The sequence below is a fragment of the Affinundibacterium amnicola genome, assembly GCF_014284275.1.
Classification (GTDB): Bacteria; Pseudomonadota; Gammaproteobacteria; order Burkholderiales; family Burkholderiaceae_D; genus Undibacterium; species Undibacterium amnicola.
This window is the reverse complement of the sequence record NZ_JACOFU010000008.1, coordinates 152,778-174,967: the sequence shown is the minus strand read 5'-3', so window position 1 is coordinate 174,967 and position 22,190 is coordinate 152,778. Positions and strand designations below refer to the sequence as shown.

15 protein-coding genes are annotated in these 22,190 nt (G+C 45.1%); 8 read left to right on the top strand and 7 right to left on the bottom strand.

The features are described 5' to 3' along the window. Positions 1–61: 61 nt before the first annotated feature. Together H8K33_RS16975 and H8K33_RS16970 are read right to left on the bottom strand one after the other, a co-directional pair. Positions 62–1,516: a caspase family protein gene (locus H8K33_RS16975; protein WP_186892253.1), complete on the bottom strand. Its 1,455-nt coding sequence runs from the start codon at positions 1,514–1,516 to the stop codon at positions 62–64. Positions 1,517–1,666: 150 nt separating this feature from the next. Then, complete coding sequence (locus H8K33_RS16970) at positions 1,667–3,865, bottom strand: OsmC domain/YcaO domain-containing protein (protein WP_186892252.1); 2,199 nt, start codon at positions 3,863–3,865, stop codon at positions 1,667–1,669. A 741-nt stretch (positions 3,866–4,606) separates the two neighbouring features. Between H8K33_RS16970 and H8K33_RS16965 the strand changes: the two genes are divergently transcribed. The 3 genes from H8K33_RS16965 (at position 4,607) to H8K33_RS16955 (ending at position 9,211) form a co-directional block, all read left to right on the top strand. After that, complete coding sequence (locus H8K33_RS16965; RefSeq protein WP_186892251.1) at positions 4,607–5,848, top strand: RCC1 domain-containing protein; 1,242 nt, start codon at positions 4,607–4,609, stop codon at positions 5,846–5,848. 280 nt (positions 5,849–6,128) lie between these two features. Continuing rightward, positions 6,129–7,889: a PglL family O-oligosaccharyltransferase gene (locus H8K33_RS16960; protein WP_186892250.1), complete on the top strand. Its 1,761-nt coding sequence runs from the start codon at positions 6,129–6,131 to the stop codon at positions 7,887–7,889. Between the two features lie 605 nt (positions 7,890–8,494). After that, entirely contained in the window at positions 8,495–9,211 is a 717-nt protein-coding gene (locus tag H8K33_RS16955; RefSeq protein ID WP_186892249.1) for a glutathione S-transferase family protein, read from the top strand. A gap of 123 nt (positions 9,212–9,334) precedes the next feature. On the opposite strand, the gene H8K33_RS16950 is transcribed toward H8K33_RS16955, so the two are convergent. The 4 genes from H8K33_RS16950 to H8K33_RS16935 form a co-directional block, all read right to left on the bottom strand. After that, entirely contained in the window at positions 9,335–9,883 is a 549-nt protein-coding gene (locus H8K33_RS16950) for a thymidine kinase (RefSeq protein WP_186892248.1), read from the bottom strand. 129 nt (positions 9,884–10,012) lie between these two features. Beyond that, positions 10,013–11,695, bottom strand: coding sequence for a mechanosensitive ion channel family protein (locus tag H8K33_RS16945; RefSeq protein ID WP_186892247.1), 1,683 nt, complete (start codon positions 11,693–11,695; stop codon positions 10,013–10,015). 119 nt (positions 11,696–11,814) lie between these two features. Beyond that, entirely contained in the window at positions 11,815–13,011 is a 1,197-nt protein-coding gene (locus H8K33_RS16940) for a GGDEF domain-containing protein (protein WP_186892246.1), read from the bottom strand. 72 nt (positions 13,012–13,083) lie between these two features. Continuing rightward, positions 13,084–13,809: a transporter substrate-binding domain-containing protein gene (locus H8K33_RS16935; protein ID WP_186892245.1), complete on the bottom strand. Its 726-nt coding sequence runs from the start codon at positions 13,807–13,809 to the stop codon at positions 13,084–13,086. 320 nt (positions 13,810–14,129) lie between these two features. Between H8K33_RS16935 and H8K33_RS16930 the strand changes: the two genes are divergently transcribed. From H8K33_RS16930 to H8K33_RS16910, 5 genes are all read left to right on the top strand, one after another. Further along, complete coding sequence (locus H8K33_RS16930) at positions 14,130–14,372, top strand: hypothetical protein (RefSeq protein ID WP_186892244.1); 243 nt, start codon at positions 14,130–14,132, stop codon at positions 14,370–14,372. A gap of 322 nt (positions 14,373–14,694) precedes the next feature. Beyond that, complete coding sequence (gene ggt, locus H8K33_RS16925) at positions 14,695–16,497, top strand: gamma-glutamyltransferase (protein WP_186892243.1); 1,803 nt, start codon at positions 14,695–14,697, stop codon at positions 16,495–16,497. A 78-nt stretch (positions 16,498–16,575) separates the two neighbouring features. After that, positions 16,576–17,871 (top strand): NRAMP family divalent metal transporter, encoded by a 1,296-nt coding sequence (locus H8K33_RS16920; RefSeq protein ID WP_186892242.1) that lies wholly within the window; start codon positions 16,576–16,578, stop codon positions 17,869–17,871. 156 nt (positions 17,872–18,027) lie between these two features. Then, positions 18,028–18,840, top strand: coding sequence for a glycine-rich domain-containing protein (locus H8K33_RS16915; RefSeq protein ID WP_186892241.1), 813 nt, complete (start codon positions 18,028–18,030; stop codon positions 18,838–18,840). A gap of 55 nt (positions 18,841–18,895) precedes the next feature. Beyond that, the gene (locus H8K33_RS16910) at positions 18,896–19,585 is read left to right on the top strand and encodes a DNA alkylation repair protein (RefSeq protein ID WP_186892240.1); all 690 of its coding nucleotides are present in this window, start codon (positions 18,896–18,898) and stop codon (positions 19,583–19,585) included. Here H8K33_RS16910 and H8K33_RS16905 read toward each other — a convergent pair. Beyond that, positions 19,580–21,970: a beta-L-arabinofuranosidase domain-containing protein gene (locus tag H8K33_RS16905; protein ID WP_186892239.1), complete on the bottom strand. Its 2,391-nt coding sequence runs from the start codon at positions 21,968–21,970 to the stop codon at positions 19,580–19,582. The two genes, H8K33_RS16910 and H8K33_RS16905, sit on opposite strands and share 6 nt — an antisense overlap. Positions 21,971–22,190 lie beyond the last annotated feature (220 nt).

The following is a 22,190-nucleotide window of genomic DNA, read 5'->3' as shown; positions in this document are numbered from 1 at the left end:
TGCTGATCCTTTTGGTTTGCGTGTCGTAGATTCAAAACTAATATTAGAACGAAATTCTATGTTAGGCCTGCGGTTTGGATGCAGCCTGATTTTCCTTCGCTAAATACGTCAGTCGTTCATCAATTGCCAGTTCCAAATCCAACTTAAACGAGGCAATAAAGTCATCAAAGCCTAATACATATTCTTTATTTCTAAAATCTGATATTGAATATACTTTGTGCAAAACTTTTTGAAGTTTAATGTCAGGCTCTGATGCGTTAAATGATTTGTCAAAAAAATACCCCATTAGCACGGCGATTGTCGTTTGAAGTGGACAAACATAAAAAAATATAGATGATGAGGGAATATAACCATCTGTAGTGCTTTCAAATGTTTGAAAACATTTTGGCATTTCAAATTTCTGATTAATATAATAATTTGTATCGTAGATCGGTCTATGTTCCAAAAAAGAAGAAAGAATAGAATTTTTTATCTGTGGACGCTCCACACGCACTACATTCATAGCGTGCATGGTTCTATAGGTTTTCATCCGATCAATTATTTTTTGTTTCAGAAATTCAGGAATATCTTCTGCAATCTTTGGCTCGATTCTATTTATATTGATTCCGTATACATCGGTCTCCTGAATACGCTTTTCAAATTCAGTTGCGATGATATTTAGTGCCGCTGTCAGTTCGGGATAAAGTTTGTTATCAACCACTACAGATTGACGTGCATTATTGAGCTGCTCAGATCTGGATAACACTGGTGAGGTAGATAAAGTAGCTTCAGGCTCTGGCGGATTTTTTCTACGAGCAAATGGCATATTACCCGTCACTTGAACACGTAAGGTTGGTGTTTGAGTTTTACCGCGCTTTGCGCACCATGCTTGTACCGAATTGCAAACTTCAATTTTCAGGGATTCTAAATAGATATCAGAATCTGCCTTTTGCGCATTTATTGCATTTACGAGTGATGCAGTAAATACACCCTGACATTCTGCGTCATCGGGATATGATTTTTCGTGAACGGCACAGCTAGCAAACGTCAAGCTGCAATCGTTCCCTTCATTAAGAATGGCTTGCATAAATTCTGCTGCTTGATTCTCTGAGACCGCATTTCGGCTGCCTTCACCAGAGTGGCAACAATCGAAGATTCTAATGTTAAGTCTCTTATTTTGACTTAAGTAATAATTAACTTCCGACAGCTTTAAAGATGTAGCAGCTGCATTGAGTGGTGAAGTTTCGGGTAAGACAAGGTAAGTATTTGAATCGATTGCTATACCGTGTCCTGCATAGAAAAAAAGAATTGAGTCACCATCTTTTGTTTGCGTTACTAAATCAGCGACTTGTTTTAGTATCTGTTCATTAGTGTTCCCGTCATCTTTTTCGAGCTTTAAGATTATCGAATTTTCTGGTAGATAATCGCAGCTTTCTATCAATGTCTTTCGGAGAAGTTCTGCATCTGCGTGGCAGTATGGAGTGTCAGAATAATGTTTGTAATTTTCACTGCTGAGAAAAAATGCAAAGCGATGCATGAAGAACTCCTAATTCTTTTTGCAGGACTAAAATTTGTAATCCCGAAATTCTATTCAATTCCATCTAAAATGAAGGCTGGAGAGGAAAACTGCTGCTAGCGGACATACTGATGAGTGGATAGGTGATTTGATTAACTCCATTCATTCCGATTAGTTACCAACTAACTTCCCCCGCACCACATGCAACTTCTTATAACTATCAATCAACCTCTGATGCCTATCCAGTCCTTCCAGTTTCATACTGGTAGGCGTTAAACCATAAAAGCGCACGCTGCCTTCTAGTGAGCCATAGACCGCATCCATACGTTCCTTACCAAACATTCGGCGGAAGTTGGTTTCGTAATCGTCGTGATCGAGTTCGTCGTCTAACTCGACTTCTAACACTACATTCAAAGCTTGATAAAACAAACCGCGTTCGACGGTGTTGTCGTTGTACTGCAAGAAGGCTTGTACTTGGTCGTGGGCTTCTTCAAATTCTTGTAGGGCGAGATTGATTAACAACTTTAATTCGAGCACCGTGAGTTGTCCCCACACGGTGTTTTCGTCAAATTCTATGCCGATCAGTGTTGCGATATCGCTGTAATCGTCTAGTTCATTATTTTCTAAACGCTCGAGCAGAGCTACTAATGCGTCGTCGTCAAGTGTGTGCAAATTCAAAATGTCTTGGCGGAACAAGAGCGATTTGTTGGTGTTATCCCAGATCAGATCTTCGACCGGATACACTTCGGAATAGCCTGGCACCAAGATGCGGCAAGCGGTTGCGCCGAGTTGGTCGTAGACCGCTTGATACACTTCTTTGCCCATCTCGGCGAGGATGCCGAATAGGGTAGCGGCTTCGTCGGCGTTGGAGTTTTCGCCATGACCTGAAAAATCCCATTCTACAAATTCGTGGTCAGACTTGGAGCTGAAAAAACGCCACGACACCACACCGCTAGAATCGATAAAGTGTTCGACAAAATTATTCGGTTCGGTGACGGCGTTGCTGACGAAGGTTGGTGGCGGCAAGTCATTCAGACCTTCAAAACTGCGACCTTGCAATAGCTCAGTCAAGCTACGTTCTAGTGCCACTTCAAAACTAGGATGCGCGCCGAAAGAAGCAAACACGCCACCTGTGCGTGGGTTCATCAAGGTCACGCACATTACAGGATATTGCCCGCCTAGCGAAGCATCTTTTACTAAAACGGGAAAACCTTGTTCTTCCAAGCCTTGTATGCCAGCGAGGATGCTAGGATATTTCGCCAACACCTCTTGTGGTACATCGGGTAGAGCGATTTCGCCTTCGAGAATTTCGCGTTTAACAGCACGTTCAAAAATCTCAGACAAACATTGCACCTGTGCTTCGACCAGTGTATTGCCAGCACTCATACCATTACTGGCGTACAGGTTTTCAACTAAGTTGGATGGAAAGTAAACCGTTTCGCCATCAGATTGACGCACGAAAGGTAAGGAGCAAATACCGCGCTCGCTATTGCCAGAATTAGTGTCGATCAGATGCGAGCCACGCAGTTCTTTCTCGGGGTTGTAAATCGCGAGACTGTAAGCATCCAAAATTTCTTTCGGCAGCGCATTTTTCTTACCGGGCTTGAACCATTTCTCATTGGGGTAATGCACGAACTCGGCATTGGCAATATCTTCGCCCCAAAACGAGCCAGCATAAAAGTGATTATTGCTGAGGCGTTCTATATATTCACCCAAAGCCGAGGCTAAAGCACTTTCTTTAGTCGCGCCTTTACCATTGGTAAAGCACATCGGTGAATGCGCATCGCGAATATGCAGTGACCACACATTCGGAATGATATTGCGCCATGAGGCGATTTCGATTTTGATGCCAAGTCCGGCTAACAAACTCGACATATTCGCAATCGTTTTTTCTAGCGGCAGATCTTTACCGAGAATGTAGGTCGCTGCATCAGTATTCGGATTTAAAGTTAGCAAAGCCTGTGCATCAGCGTCGAGATTGTCGACTTCCTCGATCACAAATTGCGGCCCTTCTTGTACTACCTTCTTGACGGTGCAGCGCTCGATAGAACGCAAAATGCCTTCGCGATCTTTAGCAGAAATATCGGCGGGTAATTCCACCTGAATCTTAAAAATCTGCGCGTAGCGATTCTCTGGATCAACGATATTGTTTTGTGACAGACGAATATTTTCGGTTGGAATATCGCGTGTATTGCAGTACAACTTCACAAAGTAAGCTGCGCATAGAGCGGAGGAAGCGAGGAAATAGTCAAACGGCCCCGGTGCCGAGCCATCACCTTTGTAACGGATAGGCTGATCAGCGATCACCGTAAAATCATCGAACTTGGCTTCAAGGCGAAGCTTATCGAGAAAGTTGACTTTAATTTCCATGAGAGTGTTCCAAGTGAATAGGTAAATATGATGCGTTTCTGATGCGTATTGAAATTCTCTCGTTATTGGCAAGGTTCAGAGACTTTTGGAAAGCGGTGAGGTGCGCCAGAGATTGAGATCGAATCAGGAATGAGATCCGTCCGCATTATCCTTGATTCTATGATTGAGTGCTCGTTTTAGTCATTGACTAAGACTAAATGGTGGCTTTCATTTTAAGCATAACGAAGCTCTTTGTTGTGAGCGTGAATCAAAGCAAAATAGATCGGTTATTGAAATGGCGTCGTCAATCATGGCGTACAGGTAATTTATTGTGGATGTTATAAATATAAATGGGGGTTTAGTTGGCAAATTACACCACAAGTGTTGATTGATGCTATGGCATATGGGGACACGTGGCACAACGTGCATTCCAAGCCTGACACCTATGTGCAGAATTGATGTACTGCGCGCGGTTAATTATTGACTTTCAATTTGGATTTCTAACAGCGGTAGTAGATTGATTGCGGAACGGCAATTTAGTCCATAAAAATTCCTAAGCAAATTGGTTGTGCTGTCTCAAGTGGCACAAAAGATGAATTGATAAAGAAAAAAGTCAAAAAATAAAAAAGTCAATCAAAGTATTCACTTAATGTGGCGTGTAATTTACTTAGTTTAAAATTTAATCAACTTCTATGTGATTGATTAGAAATTTAATATAATAGTAAATTGTACTTAACGCTAATTTTACCTTCGGAATTTCTCATGAATAGAAAAGTAAGCATCATTTGTTTGTCGTCTAGCGCCGCGTTTTTAGTCGCTTGCGGAGGGGGAAATTATGAAGGTGAAACTAGGGCTCAATTGATGTCTGGACCACCAGAGTTGCCAATTGAAATATTAGATGAGGATCGGTTGTCTGGTACGAACTTGCATACTTTGGCTTTAGCAACTAATGGCAGCGTATTTGCATGGGGTGCAAACAATGTTGGTCAGTTAGGAAATAACAGTGCGCTGAACTTTTCAGCGATACCTGTACGAGTTATTGGCTTGAGTGCTGTCACACAAGTGCAAACTGGTGAGGGTCACTCTGTTGCGCTTCATAATGACGGTCATCTTTGGGCTTGGGGTAGCAATGCTCAAGGTCAATTAGGTATGTCCCAAGTAATGGCTACTTCTGTGCCAATGAAATTAACTGCAATTGATTCTGTGAAAGCCGTTGCTGCTGGACAAAATCATACCGTCGCATTGAAATCTAACGGTTCTTTATGGGGGTGGGGGAAAACCGCTACTTCTTATGCAAATCTCCCACAATCAATCAACATTACTGACGTAAAGTCCTTGGCTGCGGGGACTGATTTTACTTTGGCTTTGAAGCACGATGGAACTGTTTGGGCTTGGGGAGTGAATGAGTCGGGACAACTGGGCAATCAGAGTTTTGAGAATTCGAGTTCTCCGGTGCAGGTAGTTGGCTTGGCACAAGTAAAAGCCATCTCTGCAGGATTTTCACATGCGCTCGCCTTGTTGAATGACGGTACAGTAAAGTCGTGGGGCAAGAATGGTAACGGGCAGCTTGGGAACGGAAATCGCAACAATAGTAATACCCCAACCTCTGTCTTTGGGTTGACCCAGATAAAGGCGGTTTCTGCTGGTGCAAAAAATGGAATGGCATTAAAGGCGGATGGTTCAGTATATACGTGGGGTTCAACTTTGAACGGGCAAATTGGATCTGGCCCCTCTACTGCGCCGTTCCAATTAAAACCACTGAAAGTTGGCGGAATTGTAAATGCTGTGTCGATATCATCGGGGAATGGATTTAGTTCAGTTATTTTGAAAAACGGCCAAGTAATGACTTTCGGTTTTAATGGAAGTGGACAACTTGGAAATAAGACTAAAGTTAGTTCAGACAAACCAGTTCGAGTAATTGGACTCAGCGGAACTCAGACTTTGGATGTTGGTAGCCGTACAACAGGCCTTAGTGGCATCCAGACAGTGAATGGCGGTAACTAATCAAAATTAGTTTTAGTTGAAATATTTTAATGTATAGGTAAGACCAAAGAATGCGCGAAACTGCGCATTCTTTGGTTCGCAAGTTAAGTATCGTGAAGTGCAAATGGCGCCAATAAAAGCGACTATTGATTTCTTTACGAGTCAGATATTTTCTTCATTTAGGCTTGTGAAGCTACAGGTTCTAATCCTTGTTTCTAATTTGTGGTTTAAAGAAACTTCCAACTTTCCATGTCTTATATCGTTCCGCTAAATTTCTTGTTAGTGACTGTGCTATTTCAGTATGCAATTTAAGCTTGGCAATACCTCGCTAAAAGTCGCTTATGCTTTCTTAGCACTTATGCTGAGCCTACCTTTTTTGTTGCCCTGGCATCGTCTCCCGATACCGTCGTTTTACTCTGAGAGCTTGGCAATTGTTTTGGGATTGTGTGTTGGCTTTGCGATCTCAATCTGGACAATTCGACAGGAAAGAACGTGGAATTTTCCACGAGTCATTGTTCTACCACTCACATTCTTAGTCATCGTTTCTGCTCAATGGGTGGCAGGATACTTTGCATATACGACACAGGCCGTCATTATTTTTGGCTACTTTCTTTGGCTGGCACTCTTGATGTGTGTTGGTCATACGCTTGCAAAATATGACAGAGAAATTCATTTGCCATTTAGAAGCTTACAACTTATTTCTTTGTCGTTGTTATTGGGTGGCGTGCTGAGTGGGCTGATTGGGTTTATGCAATATTTTGGTGTACCAAAGATACTGCAACCAATTGTAAATTCGCCTGTTCGAATAGATGTTGGTGTATTTGGGAATATTGCACAGCAAAACCATTTTGCTAGCTATCTGGCGCTGGCATTATGCTCGGTTTTTTATTTACACAGTCAAAAGACGCTAACAAAAATTCAGGGAATCGTTGTTGGCCTGATTCTTATATTCGCAATGTTTCTTTCTGCATCGCGTAGTGTGTATTTGCACTGCTTATGGATATTAGTGGTATTTTTTTTCAAAGGGAAATTGCGTTGGCGTTGGATAATTATTCTGTTATGTAGTGTAGTTGTTTTCGGATGTTTTCTGAGTTGGTTAGAGTTACCTCAACTGCGACGCGATTTACAGCTCTCCGAAACCATAGGAGTACGTTTTTATCTATGGGAACATGCATGGGAAATGTTTAAAAGTCAGCCAATTTTTGGAGTTGGATTTAATAATTTTGCATTTCAACTTGTTCAGCAATTAGCAATAACCGACATTGCTACTTTGTGGGGTATAGATCAGTACGCACATAATTTATTTTTACAAATTCTGGCTGTAAGCGGATTGCTTGGTTTTCTTGGCTTGACTATTCCATTGGTAAGAGTCATACGTTCTCAAGTTAGGGAGCCACTTACTTCCGGACGAAGATACATGATCGCTTGCCTTGGCGTGCTATGTATTCATAGTATGCTGGAACAACCTTTGTACTATAGCTACTTTCTGGGAATCGCCGCGTTATTTCTTGGATACATTGATGTTTCTACTTGTGCTTTGCCTCGCTTAAGAATGTTCAATGTTTGCATCGCCGCTGTACTTCCCCTAATGTTGATCTTGGTTATGAAAACAAGCTGGGATTTTTATCTTATTGAAAGCACCTTCTTTAGCGGAGAAAAGAATGTTCAGTCTTCAGATGAAATTGATCATAAAGTGATCATTAGTTCTTTAAATCATCGAACATTGTTGCAGGCTGACTTAGAAGCAATCATGCCATCGGAATTCGTTTCACCAAATGCACCTACGCTAGAAAAATTGGTTTTAAATAAACGTTTAATGCATAGTGCTCCGGTTGACGAAGTGATGTTTCGGCACGCTGCATTGTTAGCAGAAAATGGTGATACAGAACAAGCAAAACGGCAGTTTCAAATGGCTGCCTTGGCTTATCCAGATAAGATGCATATCTTCTTGCCACGCTTTATTTGGATGGCAGAAGACGAACCACAAACTTACGCTGAGTTAGCCCAATTTGCTCAGTTGGAAGTACAGCGAATTCAGTTCAAGTTGCAGGCGAGCCGATAGAATAGTAAGTATAAGATTCGTATCCACGACAGTATGGGGGCGACGCCATTTCCATTTTGTTTTGCCTCGTCAGTATAGTGATTACTGAATTACGAACTGTGTTGCATCAACAATGCTGCACGCATTTCAAAATGATCCGCTCGGCGAGCTCGTGTTTAACCAGGAGCGCTCTTACGCATTTCGATACTGCTTTAGTCTTGTCGGCTACTCACATCACAACGCAATTTATGATTTTGGAACTCAGTATCAAAATCAAATATTCTTCGTACATTGCAATCAGAACGAGGCACACAACGTGTATCTGATTGAATCTGTGCATCTCTGACGCCCAGTCGAGGGGAAAATGTTTACACAATCTTTGGCAAAAAATATTGATAAGCAATTCAATTTGGATCCTAGAAAGCAGTATGTGTAATTCGTGTGGCGATAAGTTGATCTCATCGAAATTATTGAAATCACATGAATTTATTGCACTGCCAATCTAAGCTCAGTATACTCGGGCGATGAATTGCTAGGTTCATTGGATTTTTCGAGATTTATCTGTGTTGTTTAACCATGCGGAGTTGAGTTAATTCGCATCATTTTTTCACATTAGGAATGCATCAATGCTGACTTTGTATAAATACGGCCCAGCCTGGGACGTACTCGATATAAGCCCTTTTTGTTCTAAGGTTGAAGTGTATTTTCGCTTGAGAAAAATCGATTACACCCCGCATATCGCTAATTCGCGAAAATCGCCAAAACAAAAATTGCCGACAGTGAAAGTTGATGATCGGGTGATATGCGATTCATCAGCAATCGTCGCTCACTTTGAGTCGCTTTCTGCAAAGCCATTGGATGCAGGAATGACGCCTTTAGAAGTCTCTGTAGCGCACGCTTATCGTGGATTAATTGAAGAAAAATTGTATTTTGTGGCGGCCTGGGCGCGTTGGGGCGATGATTCTGCGTGGCTCAATTACCGCCCTGCAATCATGGGATATTTTGGCAAAATTGGATTGCCAAGTTTTTTGCATTCTATTTTTGCGACGATGGCACGTAAGCAGGTGCTCAATGCAATTCGGGAGCAAGGAATTGGTCGTCACAGCCGCGAGGATATCTATGCGATGGGCACGGAGATATTGAAATCAATATCGGTATTTTTGGCTGACAAAACTTACTTCATGGGCGAGCAGGTGCGAACGATTGATGTGACTGTGTATGCGTTTTTGTCAGCGATTATGGATGTAGCAATGGATACGCCGTTAAAACAAGCGGCCTTAAGTTTGCCAAATTTGAGCGCCTATTGCGCGCGTATGAAGCGCACAATCAACGAAGACGTTTAATTAAATTTAATTCCAAATTTAATTCTTACACCTAGTAGCTTTGCAGCAGATTTTGAGTGTTTGTTTAGTTACCGTGCGGGTACATATTTGTACCCGTATAGGTCAACTGAGATTTTAGCCAGCTTACTGATAAAAGCACCGTCCACATACGTGCTGGTAACGCTCATTACCACCGATATCAATTTGTTCACCGGCAGTCATGCGTTTGCCTTGTGCATCAACACGAATATTCATGGTCGCTTTTTTTCCGCAAGTGCAGATGTTTTTTAATTCCTCTATGGTATCGGCGAGTGTCATCAGATAGCCAGAACCACGGAAAGGTTCACCAAGAAAATCACTGCGCAAGCCATAACAAATCACCGGTATGCCCCTGACATGAGCAAGTTTATGTAACTGCTTTACTTGCTCTGGCGATAGAAATTGCGCTTCATCGACTAAGATGCAATTGACTGTTGGTGCTTCGGAAAAGAAATCAAAATCAGCATCAAAGGTCGCTGCATCGCGTTGCGGGCCCAGACGTGATGTGATTTTTCCTGCACCATAACGATTATCGATGGCGGCAGTGTATAGGCAAACTTGTTGCCCTTGTTCTTCATAGTTGTGCGCGACTTGTAACAGTGCGGTGGATTTACCAGCATTCATTGCCGAGTATCGAAAATATAACTTTGCCAATTCTGTTTTCCTGTCAATAAGGTACGAGCTGTGTGTGTCCAAGCTCTTTTGGTAATGACTGCTTATGTTGGGTGGGCGTTATACCATTGCTTGACGGATTGCGGCAAGCTGGCTTTGCGATGATGTCGCTCAAGATTGTGCGCGCGGATCGTTTGCCGGGGCGCGAAACCAACCATCTTTGGGTACCAGCTTTTCCTTCTCTGGATCTGCCAAATAATGCGGTGACATAATCTGTACATTGTATTCATTGAAAACGTCTTGAATATTCGCATGCAGCAAGCTCATCACTTCAGCGCGTGGTACCGGATCTGCTGGAACCGCTTGGCAGATCAATAAATACTCTGGATAAAAATCAGAGAGTGCGGTTTGAAATACCTTAGGCATCGGTTCCGCTAAGATACTTGGCGTACGACGTGCGGCTTCGATCAACATCGCCTCGACCTGGCGCCATGGGGTGTCGTAGCCTATCGTCACCTTGGTGTCGATCACAAAACCGGGGCCTTCGACCGCGCGCGAATAATTTTTGGTGACGTTGCCTAGCACTAAAGCATTTGGCAGTGTGATTTCTAAGCCCATGCCATTGCGGATTCTGGTGGTGAACATACCCAGATCTGTGATGGTACCTTCATGCCCATTAACATGAATAAACTCACCCTGACGATAAATACGTGAGTAGGTCAAAATTAAGCCGCTTGCTGCTTGCGCGATCAAGCTAGAAGCACCTAGCGAAATCATCAAACCAACTAAGACAGAAATTCCTTTAAATGCTTCGGTACCCGACCCTGGCAAATAGGGATATGCCATGGTTAATGCAAACAGCCATACCGCAACTTTGACGATGCGTCGTGTTGGTGTGACGACATCGGTATCTAACCAAGTCACTTCTAAGCTGCCTTTCTCTATCCGATCAAAGAATGCGTTAAATGCCTGCATCACCATCTTTGCCAAAAAGAAAATGACACAGGCAGTGAATAGATCAGGAATCGCTTTGACGGTAGCGCTGCCTATGTTAGTCACTAATCCGAGTAGATAATTATTGAGCTGCTCACCTAAGGGTCTGGTGAATGGAAATTGCGACAAGCTAAAACTAAGCCATTCATAAGTGAGCAGAAAGATGACCAGCCACGAGAACCATTGCAATACGCGACGTAAACCACTTTGGACGTGATCACGATTGATTAGTTTTGCCTGAATTAATTCATGGCCATCGAGCTTGTCACGGGCAAACGACAAGGTTTTTACGACAACTGCACGGCGCACCCGAAAGGTCAGCCAAAGCAAGAAGATAAATACCAGAAACGCGGTGATGACATAGGCACCAGCGCGTAACATGCCTTCCAGACTGCGACTTTCGCGTGATTCTTTTATCACCAGATTGATGCGTGTGAGCGTTTGTTGGGCGACGCTGGCTATGGTTTCTTGTTGAAATGGATCAATATCTTCAGGGGCAATATAGAAGCTTCCAGCTCCATCAATCTGTATGAGTTTTCCCGGTGGCATATCCGCGATGCTGACTTTGTGTTCGCCGGAGTTTGCTAATTGTTGCAAGATACGTCGTTGAGCTCGCAGCGCGCGTTCGCTGGGTTCAATTCCCAAAACCGAAGTTCGGAAATTGATAATGTCACGATTCAGCACTGACAGCGTGGCTTCTTTCGTTGCCGAGTGAACGGCGCCCGTTGTCGATATGTTGGTTTGGGTAAGCGCGCTCACTGGCTCGTTTGCGGCCAAGCTGTGTGCCGACGACAGCATCAACATGCATCCTATCAAGATGATGTTCAAGCAAATGATTTTTGTAGGAATGCTTTGCTTCATGATGAAGAGTCCTTGTGCGGAGAACCCCTGCGGCCTGCAGGAATTCAGCCATCTTATTAAGCCGCTGTATTAAGCGATTTTATTAAGCGTTTTAGAATGGGTTCAATTCTAATTGCTTGTTATTGTATTTGCTTGAGTTTGGCTGCGCTTTCGCATTCCGAATAGCAGGCGACCTGATTTCGCCCCCTATTTTTTGCACGATACAAAGCCAAGTCGGCTGCGGCGATCAGAGAGTCTAGATTGTGCGCATGATTGTCGTTGCTGGCGATACCGATGCTAATGGTGCCAGTGAGTGTATGGTGCTGCCACGGAATCATTAATTCCGCATACAGACGACGCAGACGCTCACCTAAAACATAGGCTTGTGCCTCGTTCGTGGCAGGTAACAACACACAAAATTCTTCTCCGCCATAACGTGCCAGATAATCATTACCGCGCACGATGGATTGCATGAGCGCAGCGATTTTGCGCAAGACTTCATCGCCTGCCTGATGTCCAAATTGATCGTTGATGTGCTTAAAGTGATCCACGTCTATCATCATCACAGCCAGACTCTCGCCAGTGCGTTTGCTATGACTTAGTTGACGGTTCGCGTGTGTCTCTAGACTGCGGCGGTTAAATAAGCCAGTTAAAGCATCGGTCGTTGCCAGTGTATTGAGTTGATGTGCCAAGGTGTAATTGATCATCAGCATGAATGCGAATGACATCGACATTTGTGCCAGGCTACCAAATAAAAATACCAGTGGATTGACGCCAGTAGCTGTGAACATGCCGGTTTCGCTAGCAGGTGTCAGCGCCACGCTGATTATGCGGGCGACCGCTAGCAAAAAAATGATGCCCGTTGATGCCGCCGCCAGCCAATACGCAGTTCGCAGCGGTTGTTCAATACGAATAAATAGCGCTCGCACGCACATGCCGTGGATAATCGCGAACAACAAAAAATTGACTAAGATACGTATTTTGGATTCGAAAAACAATATGCCAAAAATATAGTTGTTCGCAATAATAGTCACCGCAAGCAGCAACGGAATCCAATAGCGACAACGTCGCCCTTCAAATGCTTCAATTCCGTTATAAATTAAGCCTAAGCCTAGGCCTAAAAAAATTGCGGCACTGCCTGCCATCAATGTTGTGGATGGATAAGTAATTTGACTGGCGATGGCTAGCGCAATACCAATCAATAAATCAGCGATCGCCCATTGCCTGACACCTTTGACATTGCGTGCCTGCATACCGACCAATGCCAGCATGCCCGCAAACAATATGTTGAGTGCTGCCCAAACGACTAAAACTGAGCGTGGATCAATGGTGATCATCGTGAGGACTTAAGTTGGTAATGGATTAGATGCATGCTTGCGAGTTGTTCTGGATTGGTTAAATACATGGAATTAATTCGAACTGACTTTCACAATTGCCGCGTTTAACTTTGTCATGATGGAGGTAGATACATCTTTACTACAAACGATAAAGCTATCGAGACCTTCTGGGACGCCTTCGAGATCTAAAATACGCGTATTGCTGATGTAACTATCACCGATCTTCATAAATTCCCACTCACGCTTGTCGATGAGCATATATGAAGCACGGTTCGCGCCTATCATCCGTGCCATGATTCTAGGCAGTACATTCATGCGAAGTTGCTTATTCCTGCTATAGAAAATCATGGATTCTAATTCTCTGCCATAGCTGACCGAATCAAGTGAGCCCAAAGTGAGTTCGGGATCGGCCATTAAAGAACGAAGATTTTTGTGGGTAGTGACGCGCGCTTCGGCAATTTGATTTGTCAGTACGGAATAAGGCGGGGTTTTTTCAAAAGCGACAGAGAACTGCACAATCTGTTCGCGTTCTGGCAATTTATACCAGTCAAATGAGCAGTAGTTCTTTTTACCTGCGGCAAAATTAGCCCAAATTCTTTTCGCCGGCTCTTCGATTAATTCAACTGGTAAGCGAGCCAGTGAAAAAACTTGTTTCGCACGTTCTAGTCTTACACCTTTAGCGACACCATTTTCTACATATTGAAATGGTGGCCGAGCAGGCCAGACTACCGTGATTGTCGATTCTGCCAGCACCTTACTTGAGCATCCGCATAATATCGCCAGGATAAAAAGTTGCATTATGCTTTTTATGCTTACCATTTCTATACTTTTATTTTCTGCGGCGCGTCATGCTATGTTTGTGAAAAGACCAAAATTCATTATGCCTTTCTGAATTGCTGCATTGCAAGCCTTATTTGCGACTAAGCAAGCACTTTAAATTCGATTTGCAACACTAGACCAGAACTGTCCGTGGTCGTCCGCAATTGACTGTCCGTAATGCTAGATAAATCCATAGTTCGAATATGAAATTCAATAAAATCAAATACTTAGAATAATTACGAATCTGGCACAAATTCTGCATTACTTGATGCATCAGGGCTTTTAGAGAGAGATGCAAAATGAAAAAGATATCGCAATTACGTGGATTACTACGCCAAATCATCGAAAGGTTTGCGACACTAATACTGGGTATTATGTGTTTGGTATTGGTTTTTCACTATTGGTCAGGCACTGGGAACCAACAAGCAAAAAGTACCGCGCCAGTAAAAATGTTGATTGTGATGGAAGGCGAAAAGCTCATTATCATCAAGAAAGCGCCGCTCATTCGATCCAGTATGATGCAAAAGCTCGGTTTGGCATAAACCCAGATTTTCCATTAGGCGCGTCTTCGACGCTATTTGAACGCTGGCGGCGCATTTTCGGCCATTTTTTTCGTTCTTCGTTGCAAATAGCTAGCTATTTGCGCCTCATTCACGTAAAAACTGCCTCGAAAAGTGCATCCACCATCGTCTCAAATCCTGATGGAAATTCTGGCTTAAACTCGAGATGTGTACGGCGTGCTCAAATACCACAGACTGGATTTTGAGTTTTGCTAATGGTAGCAAGCTTCGAAAGTATCCGTTAATGTAGAGAAACGCGGTATTCCTCACCGGTTTCATCTTTTATTTCGACGGATTGCATCTTATGTCTCTTCAGCGTCATTCCTCTTCTCTGCTTTTCATTAGTCTCGCCGTGAGCTTGAGTTTTTCTGCCACGCCTGTTTTCGCAACAAATAAAACCCCGATTGCCACCGGAACTGGCGGCGCGGTGGCAAGTATCAACGAAACCGCATCGCAATCCGCACTGAAAATTTTGAATCAAGGTGGTAATGCAATTGATGCAGCTGTCGCCGCAGCAGCAACACTCGGCGTGACTGATCCGTTTAGTTGCGGCATTGGCGGTGGTGGTTTTATGCTGATCTATTTGGCGAAGGAAAAACGTTTCGTGGTCTTAGATCATCGTGAAACTGCCCCTGCTAGTGTACGTTCCGATATTTTTACAGAAAATGGTAAAGCGATCGCATGGGAAGACGCAGTTAGTAGCGGCAGATCCGTTGGTGTGCCGGGCACAGTGCGGGCTTGGGATGAAGCCTTGAAACGCTATGGCAGTATGCAGTTCAAACAGGTCTTGGCACCCGCGATTCAAACTGCCGAGCAAGGATTTAAGATCTCCCCAATTTTTCACCACCTAAATAGCGGTGCGGCGAAAAAATTTGCCTTGTATAGCTCCAGCAGTGCTTTGTATCTGCACGAAGGCAAGCCTTTGCCCATCGGTTATGCCTTCAAAAATCCCGACTTAGCGAAGACTTACAAAATCTTAGCCCAAGCTGGCGCGAACGCTTTCTATCGCGGCAAAATCGCTGATGCGCTATTGAATACCGTGAATAATCCACCCGTGCATGGCAATGCCAAAGTCCGCCCCGGCAATATGACGCAAGCTGATTTACTCAATTACGAAGTCCGAACACGCTTGCCCCTCCACAGCACTTATCGCGGCTATGACTTATATGCGCTCGGTGCACCTAGTAGTGGCGGTTTGACGGTGGCATTGGCTTTGAACATTTTGGAAAACTTTGACACCAAAAAAATGTCACGCCAGCAGGTTGAGCATTTGTATCTGGAGGCTTCACGTTTAGCCTTTGCTGATCGCAATGCTTATATCGGTGATCCTGAATTTGTCGATGTGCCGGTCGCGGGTTTGCTGAACAAAGATTACAGCAAACAAAGAGCGCAACAAATTCGTCTCGATCAAGCGGCGAGCCGCACACTTGCAGCCTTGCCGGGTGACCCTTATCAATTCCAACAAGACCCCAGTGTTCCCTTGCGCCCGCGTGTGTTCGCTGGCTCAGCGCCAGCAGTGGTGAAAGAAGAAAGCAATCACACCACGCATCTGACGGTGAGCGATAAAGAAGGGAATATTGTTGCTTACACTTATACGATAGAAGACTGGGGTGGCAATGGCATGGTGGTGCCCGGCTATGGCTTCTTGTTGAATAATGAATTGAGCGATTTTGATTTCACTGCGCCGCATCCGAATATCCCTGAAGCGGGCAAACGTCCGCGTAGCAGCATTGCGCCCGTGATTGCGTTTAAAGATGGTAAGCCTGCATTCACGGTCGGCAGTCCTGGTGGTTCGACCATCATCACGACGGTGTTACAAACCATCGTCAATCATATTGATTTAAATATGGACATGCTGCGCGCCATGGCTGCGCCGCGTATGTCCGAACGTAATGCCGAGCAGACTCAGGTAGAACCCAATTTTATTGGAGGCGCACAAGCGACGGGTTTGGCGCGTTTTGGTCATCAATGGAATCTGGATAAAAGCGATGCCGAGATTGGCGCAGCAAGTGCGATTCGTTTTAATCCCGATGGCACCGTCACCGCGATTAGTGAGCCAGCGCGACATGGTGTTGGTAGTGCCTTAGTACAAAAGAAAGCGCATTAAGCTTGCGCTAATCAGGGTTCTCTGGAGGTTCTAGGGTGTAGTATCAAAGATCGTTTTGTTGCACACCTTAGGAACGCTATGACAAAAAACTCGCGCCGGTATCCGCATGCGATTGCGCATCACAAGCGCGGCATCGCGGCACAATTTGCGCAATATCGGGCGACTGGTTTGGGTTGGCTGGTCGCGTTTATGGCGGTACTCGGACCGGGTTTGCTGGCTGGTTTATCGGATGATGATCCGGCTGGTATTACCACCTATTCGATTTTAGGCACCGAGTACGGTTATCGTTTTTTGTGGATCATCCCCCTCTCGACTTTGCTACTGGTGCAGTTTCACATGCTGGCAGTACGCATCGGCGCAGCTACTGGTTTGGGCTTTGTCGGTGTGATTCGCCAGTATTGGGGGCGGCATTGGGCATACGCTGCCGTCATCGGTTTACTGTTCGCCAATTTTGGCACCATCTGTGCTGAATACGCAGGCATCGCCGCGGCGCTTGGCATGATAGGCGTTCCTTCTTGGATCAGTGCGCCGATTGCTGCGTTCTTGATTTGTCTGGTCGTGGTGCTCGGTTCTTTTCATCGCATAGAAAAAATCCTGTTATTCATTTCTGCAACGCTGGCTTTGTACATTGTCGATGGCATATTGGCGAAACCCGATTGGTCAGCCGTGGTGCATGGTGCTTTGATTCCCAATCTTCCCGATAATCAATTGGGTTGGATTGCGATTGCTGCTACCTTAGGAACAACCTTGGCACCATGGGGCTTGGCTTTTATTCAATCCTATGCGGTGGATAAAAAAATCTCGGTGAAGAATTTGCGTTGGGAACAAGTTGATGTGGTGATTGGTTCTGTGTTGACGGGCGTGATCGGCATCGCCATTGCAATCGCTTGCGCTGCAACTTTGCATCAATCAGCTATACACATTAAAGATGCCAGTGATGTGGCGTTGGCATTGCAACCTTTGGCGGGATCATTTGCCACGATTTTATTCGGTGTTGGTTTACTAGGTGCCTCTTTGTTGGCTGCTGCCATCGTACCGATTGCGACCGCGTATTCAATCGCAGAAGGCATAGGCGCACCCGCTTCACTGGACTTAGATTCCAAGCATTTTCAATACTTTTATGCCGCGTTTATCGTGTTGACTGTGGCAGCCGCGAGTGTGGTTTCGATACCGGGTTTGCCCTTAATTCCCTTGATTTATTCTAGCCAAGTCGTCAATGCGGTTTTACTGCCATTGCATGTGGTGGCCTTGCTCTTGATCGCACAAAATACCGAGATCATGGGCGGCAACGTGGTTGGAATTAAAACCCGCGTATTGGGTTTGCTAAGTTTGTTGTTGATTTTGGCGTGTTTACTGGCTTTGGGCTTAGCCTGAAGATGGTTCAGGAGCCGAATGTAGGCTTTCTACAACAGGACTAGTTTTTGTTTAATAGGCCGCGATTTTGTCACAAATTTGTCATCTTTCAAGCTTAAAATCAAAGCGCAAACAGAGCACATATAAAAAACTAAAAACAATAATAAAGGAGATCAAATGGTATTCCAAAAAATCTATACGCGGATTGATGCGGTATTACAGCAACATCGATTTCAACATCTTATTCGTCAATCCAAGTATCGACACCAGCTCAGTGAGCTACCTTCGGGTTTGCTCCCACATTGGCAACGCAGTGCAAAGAATGAATTTACCGGCATCCCTAGTGATGCCGTTTTTTTTATCCAAGCAGCAGAAGGCTTGATGATGTTTTTTGATTGCGTGCGACGTAGTGAACATGCCTGCGGATTGCCATCGAAAGCTGCCGATTCGATTTGGCATGCTTGGCTTAGCTTGCCGCAGTCGGATTTTAAAGCGCAAACGGTGGAGCGTTTCTGTCGCCAACATTTTGGTCGAGAGATCCCGCATGTTGAAGCCACGCAGATGGAATCGGACATGAGTGCAGCCTTAGCGGCGACGCTGCTACAACTACGACGGATTGCTGGCAAAGATCCGCTAAGTCACTTTGCTCCAGACCTATTCACCTTAGACCAACGCCTGAAAATGCCACGCGGTTACAGCTATCAAATGCAGGGAGGCCGGATTGGCTGGCAAAACATGAGTTTGTTGGGTAAGGGTACTGGCACCACATTTTATCCAAGTAGTTTTGAACCAGCGCAGCTGATGGCTTTAGGATTGATCACTGCGCCTATGCTAGAGCTCCATCAACGTAAGCAAGCAGAACAAGCCGCGCAACAAGGCGGCTCATGTGGAAGTTCATGCGGCATGCAGACCTCAAGTTGTGATTCGGGTAGTGATGGCGGCGGTGATGGCGGTAGTTGCGGATCGGGTTGTGGTGGCGGTTGTAGCTAGTTGGGACTGATTGCGTTTATCATTAAGGCTGTCTCCAACTCGTCGTGCAATCCTCATGTTAGCTGATCAATTTGTCCAAGAAATCCGGAGCAGTTTGCAACTGAACGCTAACCCTGAGCATGCGTCTGCGATGCGCGCCTATATGCGCGATCAGTTTGATTTTCTGGGTATCAAAACGCCTTTGCGACGACAGCTGTTAGCACAAATCTTACAAGCCACCGGTAAATCCAAGTTCAGCGCGCCCGAAGTTTTACAATTCGCAGATTTATTGTGGGAATTGCCGCAACGTGAGTATCAATACATTGCGATTGATTTATTGGCGCAACACAAAAAGATATTGCGTCTGCAAGACGTCTCTACATTGATTCAACTGGCGCAGAAAAAATCTTGGTGGGATAGCGTCGATGGCTTGGCTGCGGTGATTGGCGATATCGTCTTCTTGACACGGGCACGCTCGCCTGATGCTCAAGATACGATGGATCAGGCATTGCTCCATTCGTCGATGTGGGTTCGACGGATTGCCATGACGCATCAATTGGGCTGGCGTTTGCAAACCGATACCGCGCGTTTATTCTCATATGCCTTACAACTCGCCGCTGAAGAAGATTTCTTCATTCGTAAAGCGATTGGTTGGGCATTGCGGGATTACGCAAGATGGCAACCAGATCAAGTTCGCGATTTTGTGAAAGCGCATCAAACTCACTTTTCTGCGCTTAGTGTACGTGAAGCGCTAAAGCATTTATGAGGCTGTGGTGATACTCGCTTTGTAAAGACGACAGCCGAACACCGGACCCGCAGTACGGCCATTTTTAGGATTAAAGCGAATGCGAATTTTCTCTTTGCCCTGCGTGAGTGCTTCAGGAATTGGGTATTCTTGCTCGATAAATTCTCCAGCCCGATTTCCATTGAGAACAACATGCGCGATTTCTACCTCATCTACCGTAATACTGAAATCGCGGTTTTTCTCTTCGCCAGAATAGGTGGCTTGTAATACCAAAGGACCGGGCTGGACTTTCATAGAGAAGCTGAAAAAACCACCCGTTCTGGCATCTCGACCATTCTTGCCACGATACACAACCGGATAAGAAATATCGGCCTCCAATCGGTGATCGCGCTCGGCTTGCATTTCACCTAAATGCATCACATCAACTGCGCGTAGACTGAGTGCGTGTAAGCGGGCTTGTTCGAGTTTTACTTGTGCTTCTGCTTGCTGCCAAGCGGCATCGTCATAGATGGAAAAATAGACCGCAGAGCGGCGTGTATATTGAGCGTAGAAGGGCTTGAATTGCAGATCATGTGGGCGCCCTATGCCCTTGCTTTGGTAATGTGCGGCGCTCGATTGTATGCTGGAAAAGGCTGACAAAATATTTTGTCCTACCAAGGCTGGCGCGATGCCATTAAAAGCTTGATCGCTTCCACCAAGATCGGCAGCAAGCACCATGGGGCCGCGTAGTATTGCAGCGACATCCTGGCTTCCTTGCGCCTTTTCCATACGCAAAGCCATTGGTAAAGTCAGCCGTATCACATCGCCTTTGCGCCATTCTCTTTGCACGACGAGGTAATTTTTTTCAAGCTGCGTTGTGAGCGGCTTGTCATTGACATGGATTTGATATTCTTTTGCCCAACTCGGAATACGAAACGCTAGATTCAATTTTTTACGGCGACTGGCTTGTTGTACCCTGAATATAATTTCTTCTTGATAGGGATATGCCGTCTGCATTTCTAGCTGTAAGCCTTGCTGCTTCCAATCGAGCGTGGATGGAATATACAGATTGATTAACAAACTATCTTTGTCGTGCCAATAAATCGAATCGCCATGCTTGGCGTGGCTTTCCATCCCCGATAGAACACAACACCAGAAATCATTTTCCTCACTTGAATAGGCACGCGCGACGCCTGACATTAACGGTGTCATATAGGTGAACATACCGGTCGTTGGATCTTGATGCGCCAGAATATGATTGAGATGGGTGCGTTCGTAATAGTCAAAGTAGGCCGCATCGGGTTGCCAGCTATACAGATGACGCGTCAGTTTGAGCATGTTATAGCTGCAGCATGCTTCGCAGGTTTGTTCGGTCAAATGCTTGGCTATCGTATCCGCTTCGAAAAAATATTCACGATCACCATGTCCACCAATCACATAGCTATGATGCTGCGTTACGCGCTTCCAGAAATACGTGGCTGCTTTGGCGTGTGCTTGCTGTCCATGCACTTCATACAGGCGCGCTAAGCCGATTAATTTGGGTATCTGGGTGTTGGCGTGGATGTTCGCTAATTCATCACGTTCTTGTTCTAAAGGTTTCAGTACCTTGTGATGATACAGACGGAGTGCCAACGCTAGCCAACGTCGGTCGCCAGTGCGTGCATAGAGTTCAGCAAAACTTTCGTTGATGCCACCGTGTTCACAGTTAAGAATCAACTGCAATTGTTCTTCATTGATACCTGCAAAAAAGCGGTCGATATAATCAGCGAGTCCTATCAGTACAGCTAATGCTTGTGCGTTGTCCGTTAATTGATGCGCATCGAGCAGACCTGCCATTAGCTTGTGCCAATTGTAAAAAGGAACCCAACAACCATTCAGGTCAAAGCCAGCGGAGCGAATTTCACCTTGCAGCATTTCTGCGAAAATTTCTTTGCCATCGACGATGCTACCATCACGGCGCTTGCGCATGAAGCCACCAAGATAGCCATCACCTTGTGCCTTTTGTACACGCGTTAATTCCATGACGATGTATTGGATTCGGCTTTGAAATTCTGCCTCGCCTGTTTGCGCGAACATCAATGCTAAAGCAGACAAGTAATGCCCAAGTCCTTCGCCAGCGATGGTGTCGGATTCCCAGCCACCATAGATCTTGCCTTTGACTGCGAGCCCAGCGAAGCGATGGTAATTATGGAGAAAGCGATCTGCATCTAATCGCAATAAATACGCTTGATTAGCCTGCAGCGCTTTTAAATAGGGTGACGGCAACAGCCGCACTTGTTTGAGCGGTATTGCTTGCGCCCGGGTCGGGATTTGCTTGTTAGTTTTGGTGTTTTGTCCATGCGATAAAGGACTTAAGCTTAGCGCACCAAGCGTGAGTGAACTTTGTAAGAAGTGACGACGATCCTTACTTGCATTAGTGTTAGTCACGCTGCGTCTCCCTTAATCATCAGATGTACCGAGCTATTCAATATAAGGGAAGCCAGCCTGCAGGTCTTGACCTTGCAAGGCTGATGATATGACGAAACCCGCATAATAAAATTCACTATTCTTTCTACTACAACTGATTGAATATAGGACTTACGCAAAATTGCGTTGGCTAGAGCCTGCCCTCGAATGCTTGAATCGGGGGCGGGAAGCCGAAGACAGC

Excerpts from the sequence above, each read along its gene's own strand:
- H8K33_RS16945 (WP_186892247.1), bottom strand. The coding sequence starts at position 11,695 with ATGAAGCAAAGCATTCCTACAAAAATCATTTGCTTGAACATCATCTTG.
- ggt (WP_186892243.1), top strand. The coding sequence starts at position 14,695 with ATGTCTCTTCAGCGTCATTCCTCTTCTCTGCTTTTCATTAGTCTCGCC.
- H8K33_RS16960 (WP_186892250.1), top strand. The coding sequence starts at position 6,129 with ATGCAATTTAAGCTTGGCAATACCTCGCTAAAAGTCGCTTATGCTTTC.
- H8K33_RS16975 (WP_186892253.1), bottom strand. The coding sequence starts at position 1,516 with ATGCATCGCTTTGCATTTTTTCTCAGCAGTGAAAATTACAAACATTAT.
- H8K33_RS16935 (WP_186892245.1), bottom strand. The coding sequence starts at position 13,809 with ATGCAACTTTTTATCCTGGCGATATTATGCGGATGCTCAAGTAAGGTG.
- H8K33_RS16965 (WP_186892251.1), top strand. The coding sequence starts at position 4,607 with ATGAATAGAAAAGTAAGCATCATTTGTTTGTCGTCTAGCGCCGCGTTT.
- H8K33_RS16940 (WP_186892246.1), bottom strand. The coding sequence starts at position 13,011 with ATGATCACCATTGATCCACGCTCAGTTTTAGTCGTTTGGGCAGCACTC.
- H8K33_RS16955 (WP_186892249.1), top strand. The coding sequence starts at position 8,495 with ATGCTGACTTTGTATAAATACGGCCCAGCCTGGGACGTACTCGATATA.
- H8K33_RS16970 (WP_186892252.1), bottom strand. The coding sequence starts at position 3,865 with ATGGAAATTAAAGTCAACTTTCTCGATAAGCTTCGCCTTGAAGCCAAG.
- H8K33_RS16915 (WP_186892241.1), top strand. The coding sequence starts at position 18,028 with ATGGTATTCCAAAAAATCTATACGCGGATTGATGCGGTATTACAGCAA.
- H8K33_RS16930 (WP_186892244.1), top strand. The coding sequence starts at position 14,130 with ATGAAAAAGATATCGCAATTACGTGGATTACTACGCCAAATCATCGAA.
- H8K33_RS16920 (WP_186892242.1), top strand. The coding sequence starts at position 16,576 with ATGACAAAAAACTCGCGCCGGTATCCGCATGCGATTGCGCATCACAAG.
- H8K33_RS16910 (WP_186892240.1), top strand. The coding sequence starts at position 18,896 with ATGTTAGCTGATCAATTTGTCCAAGAAATCCGGAGCAGTTTGCAACTG.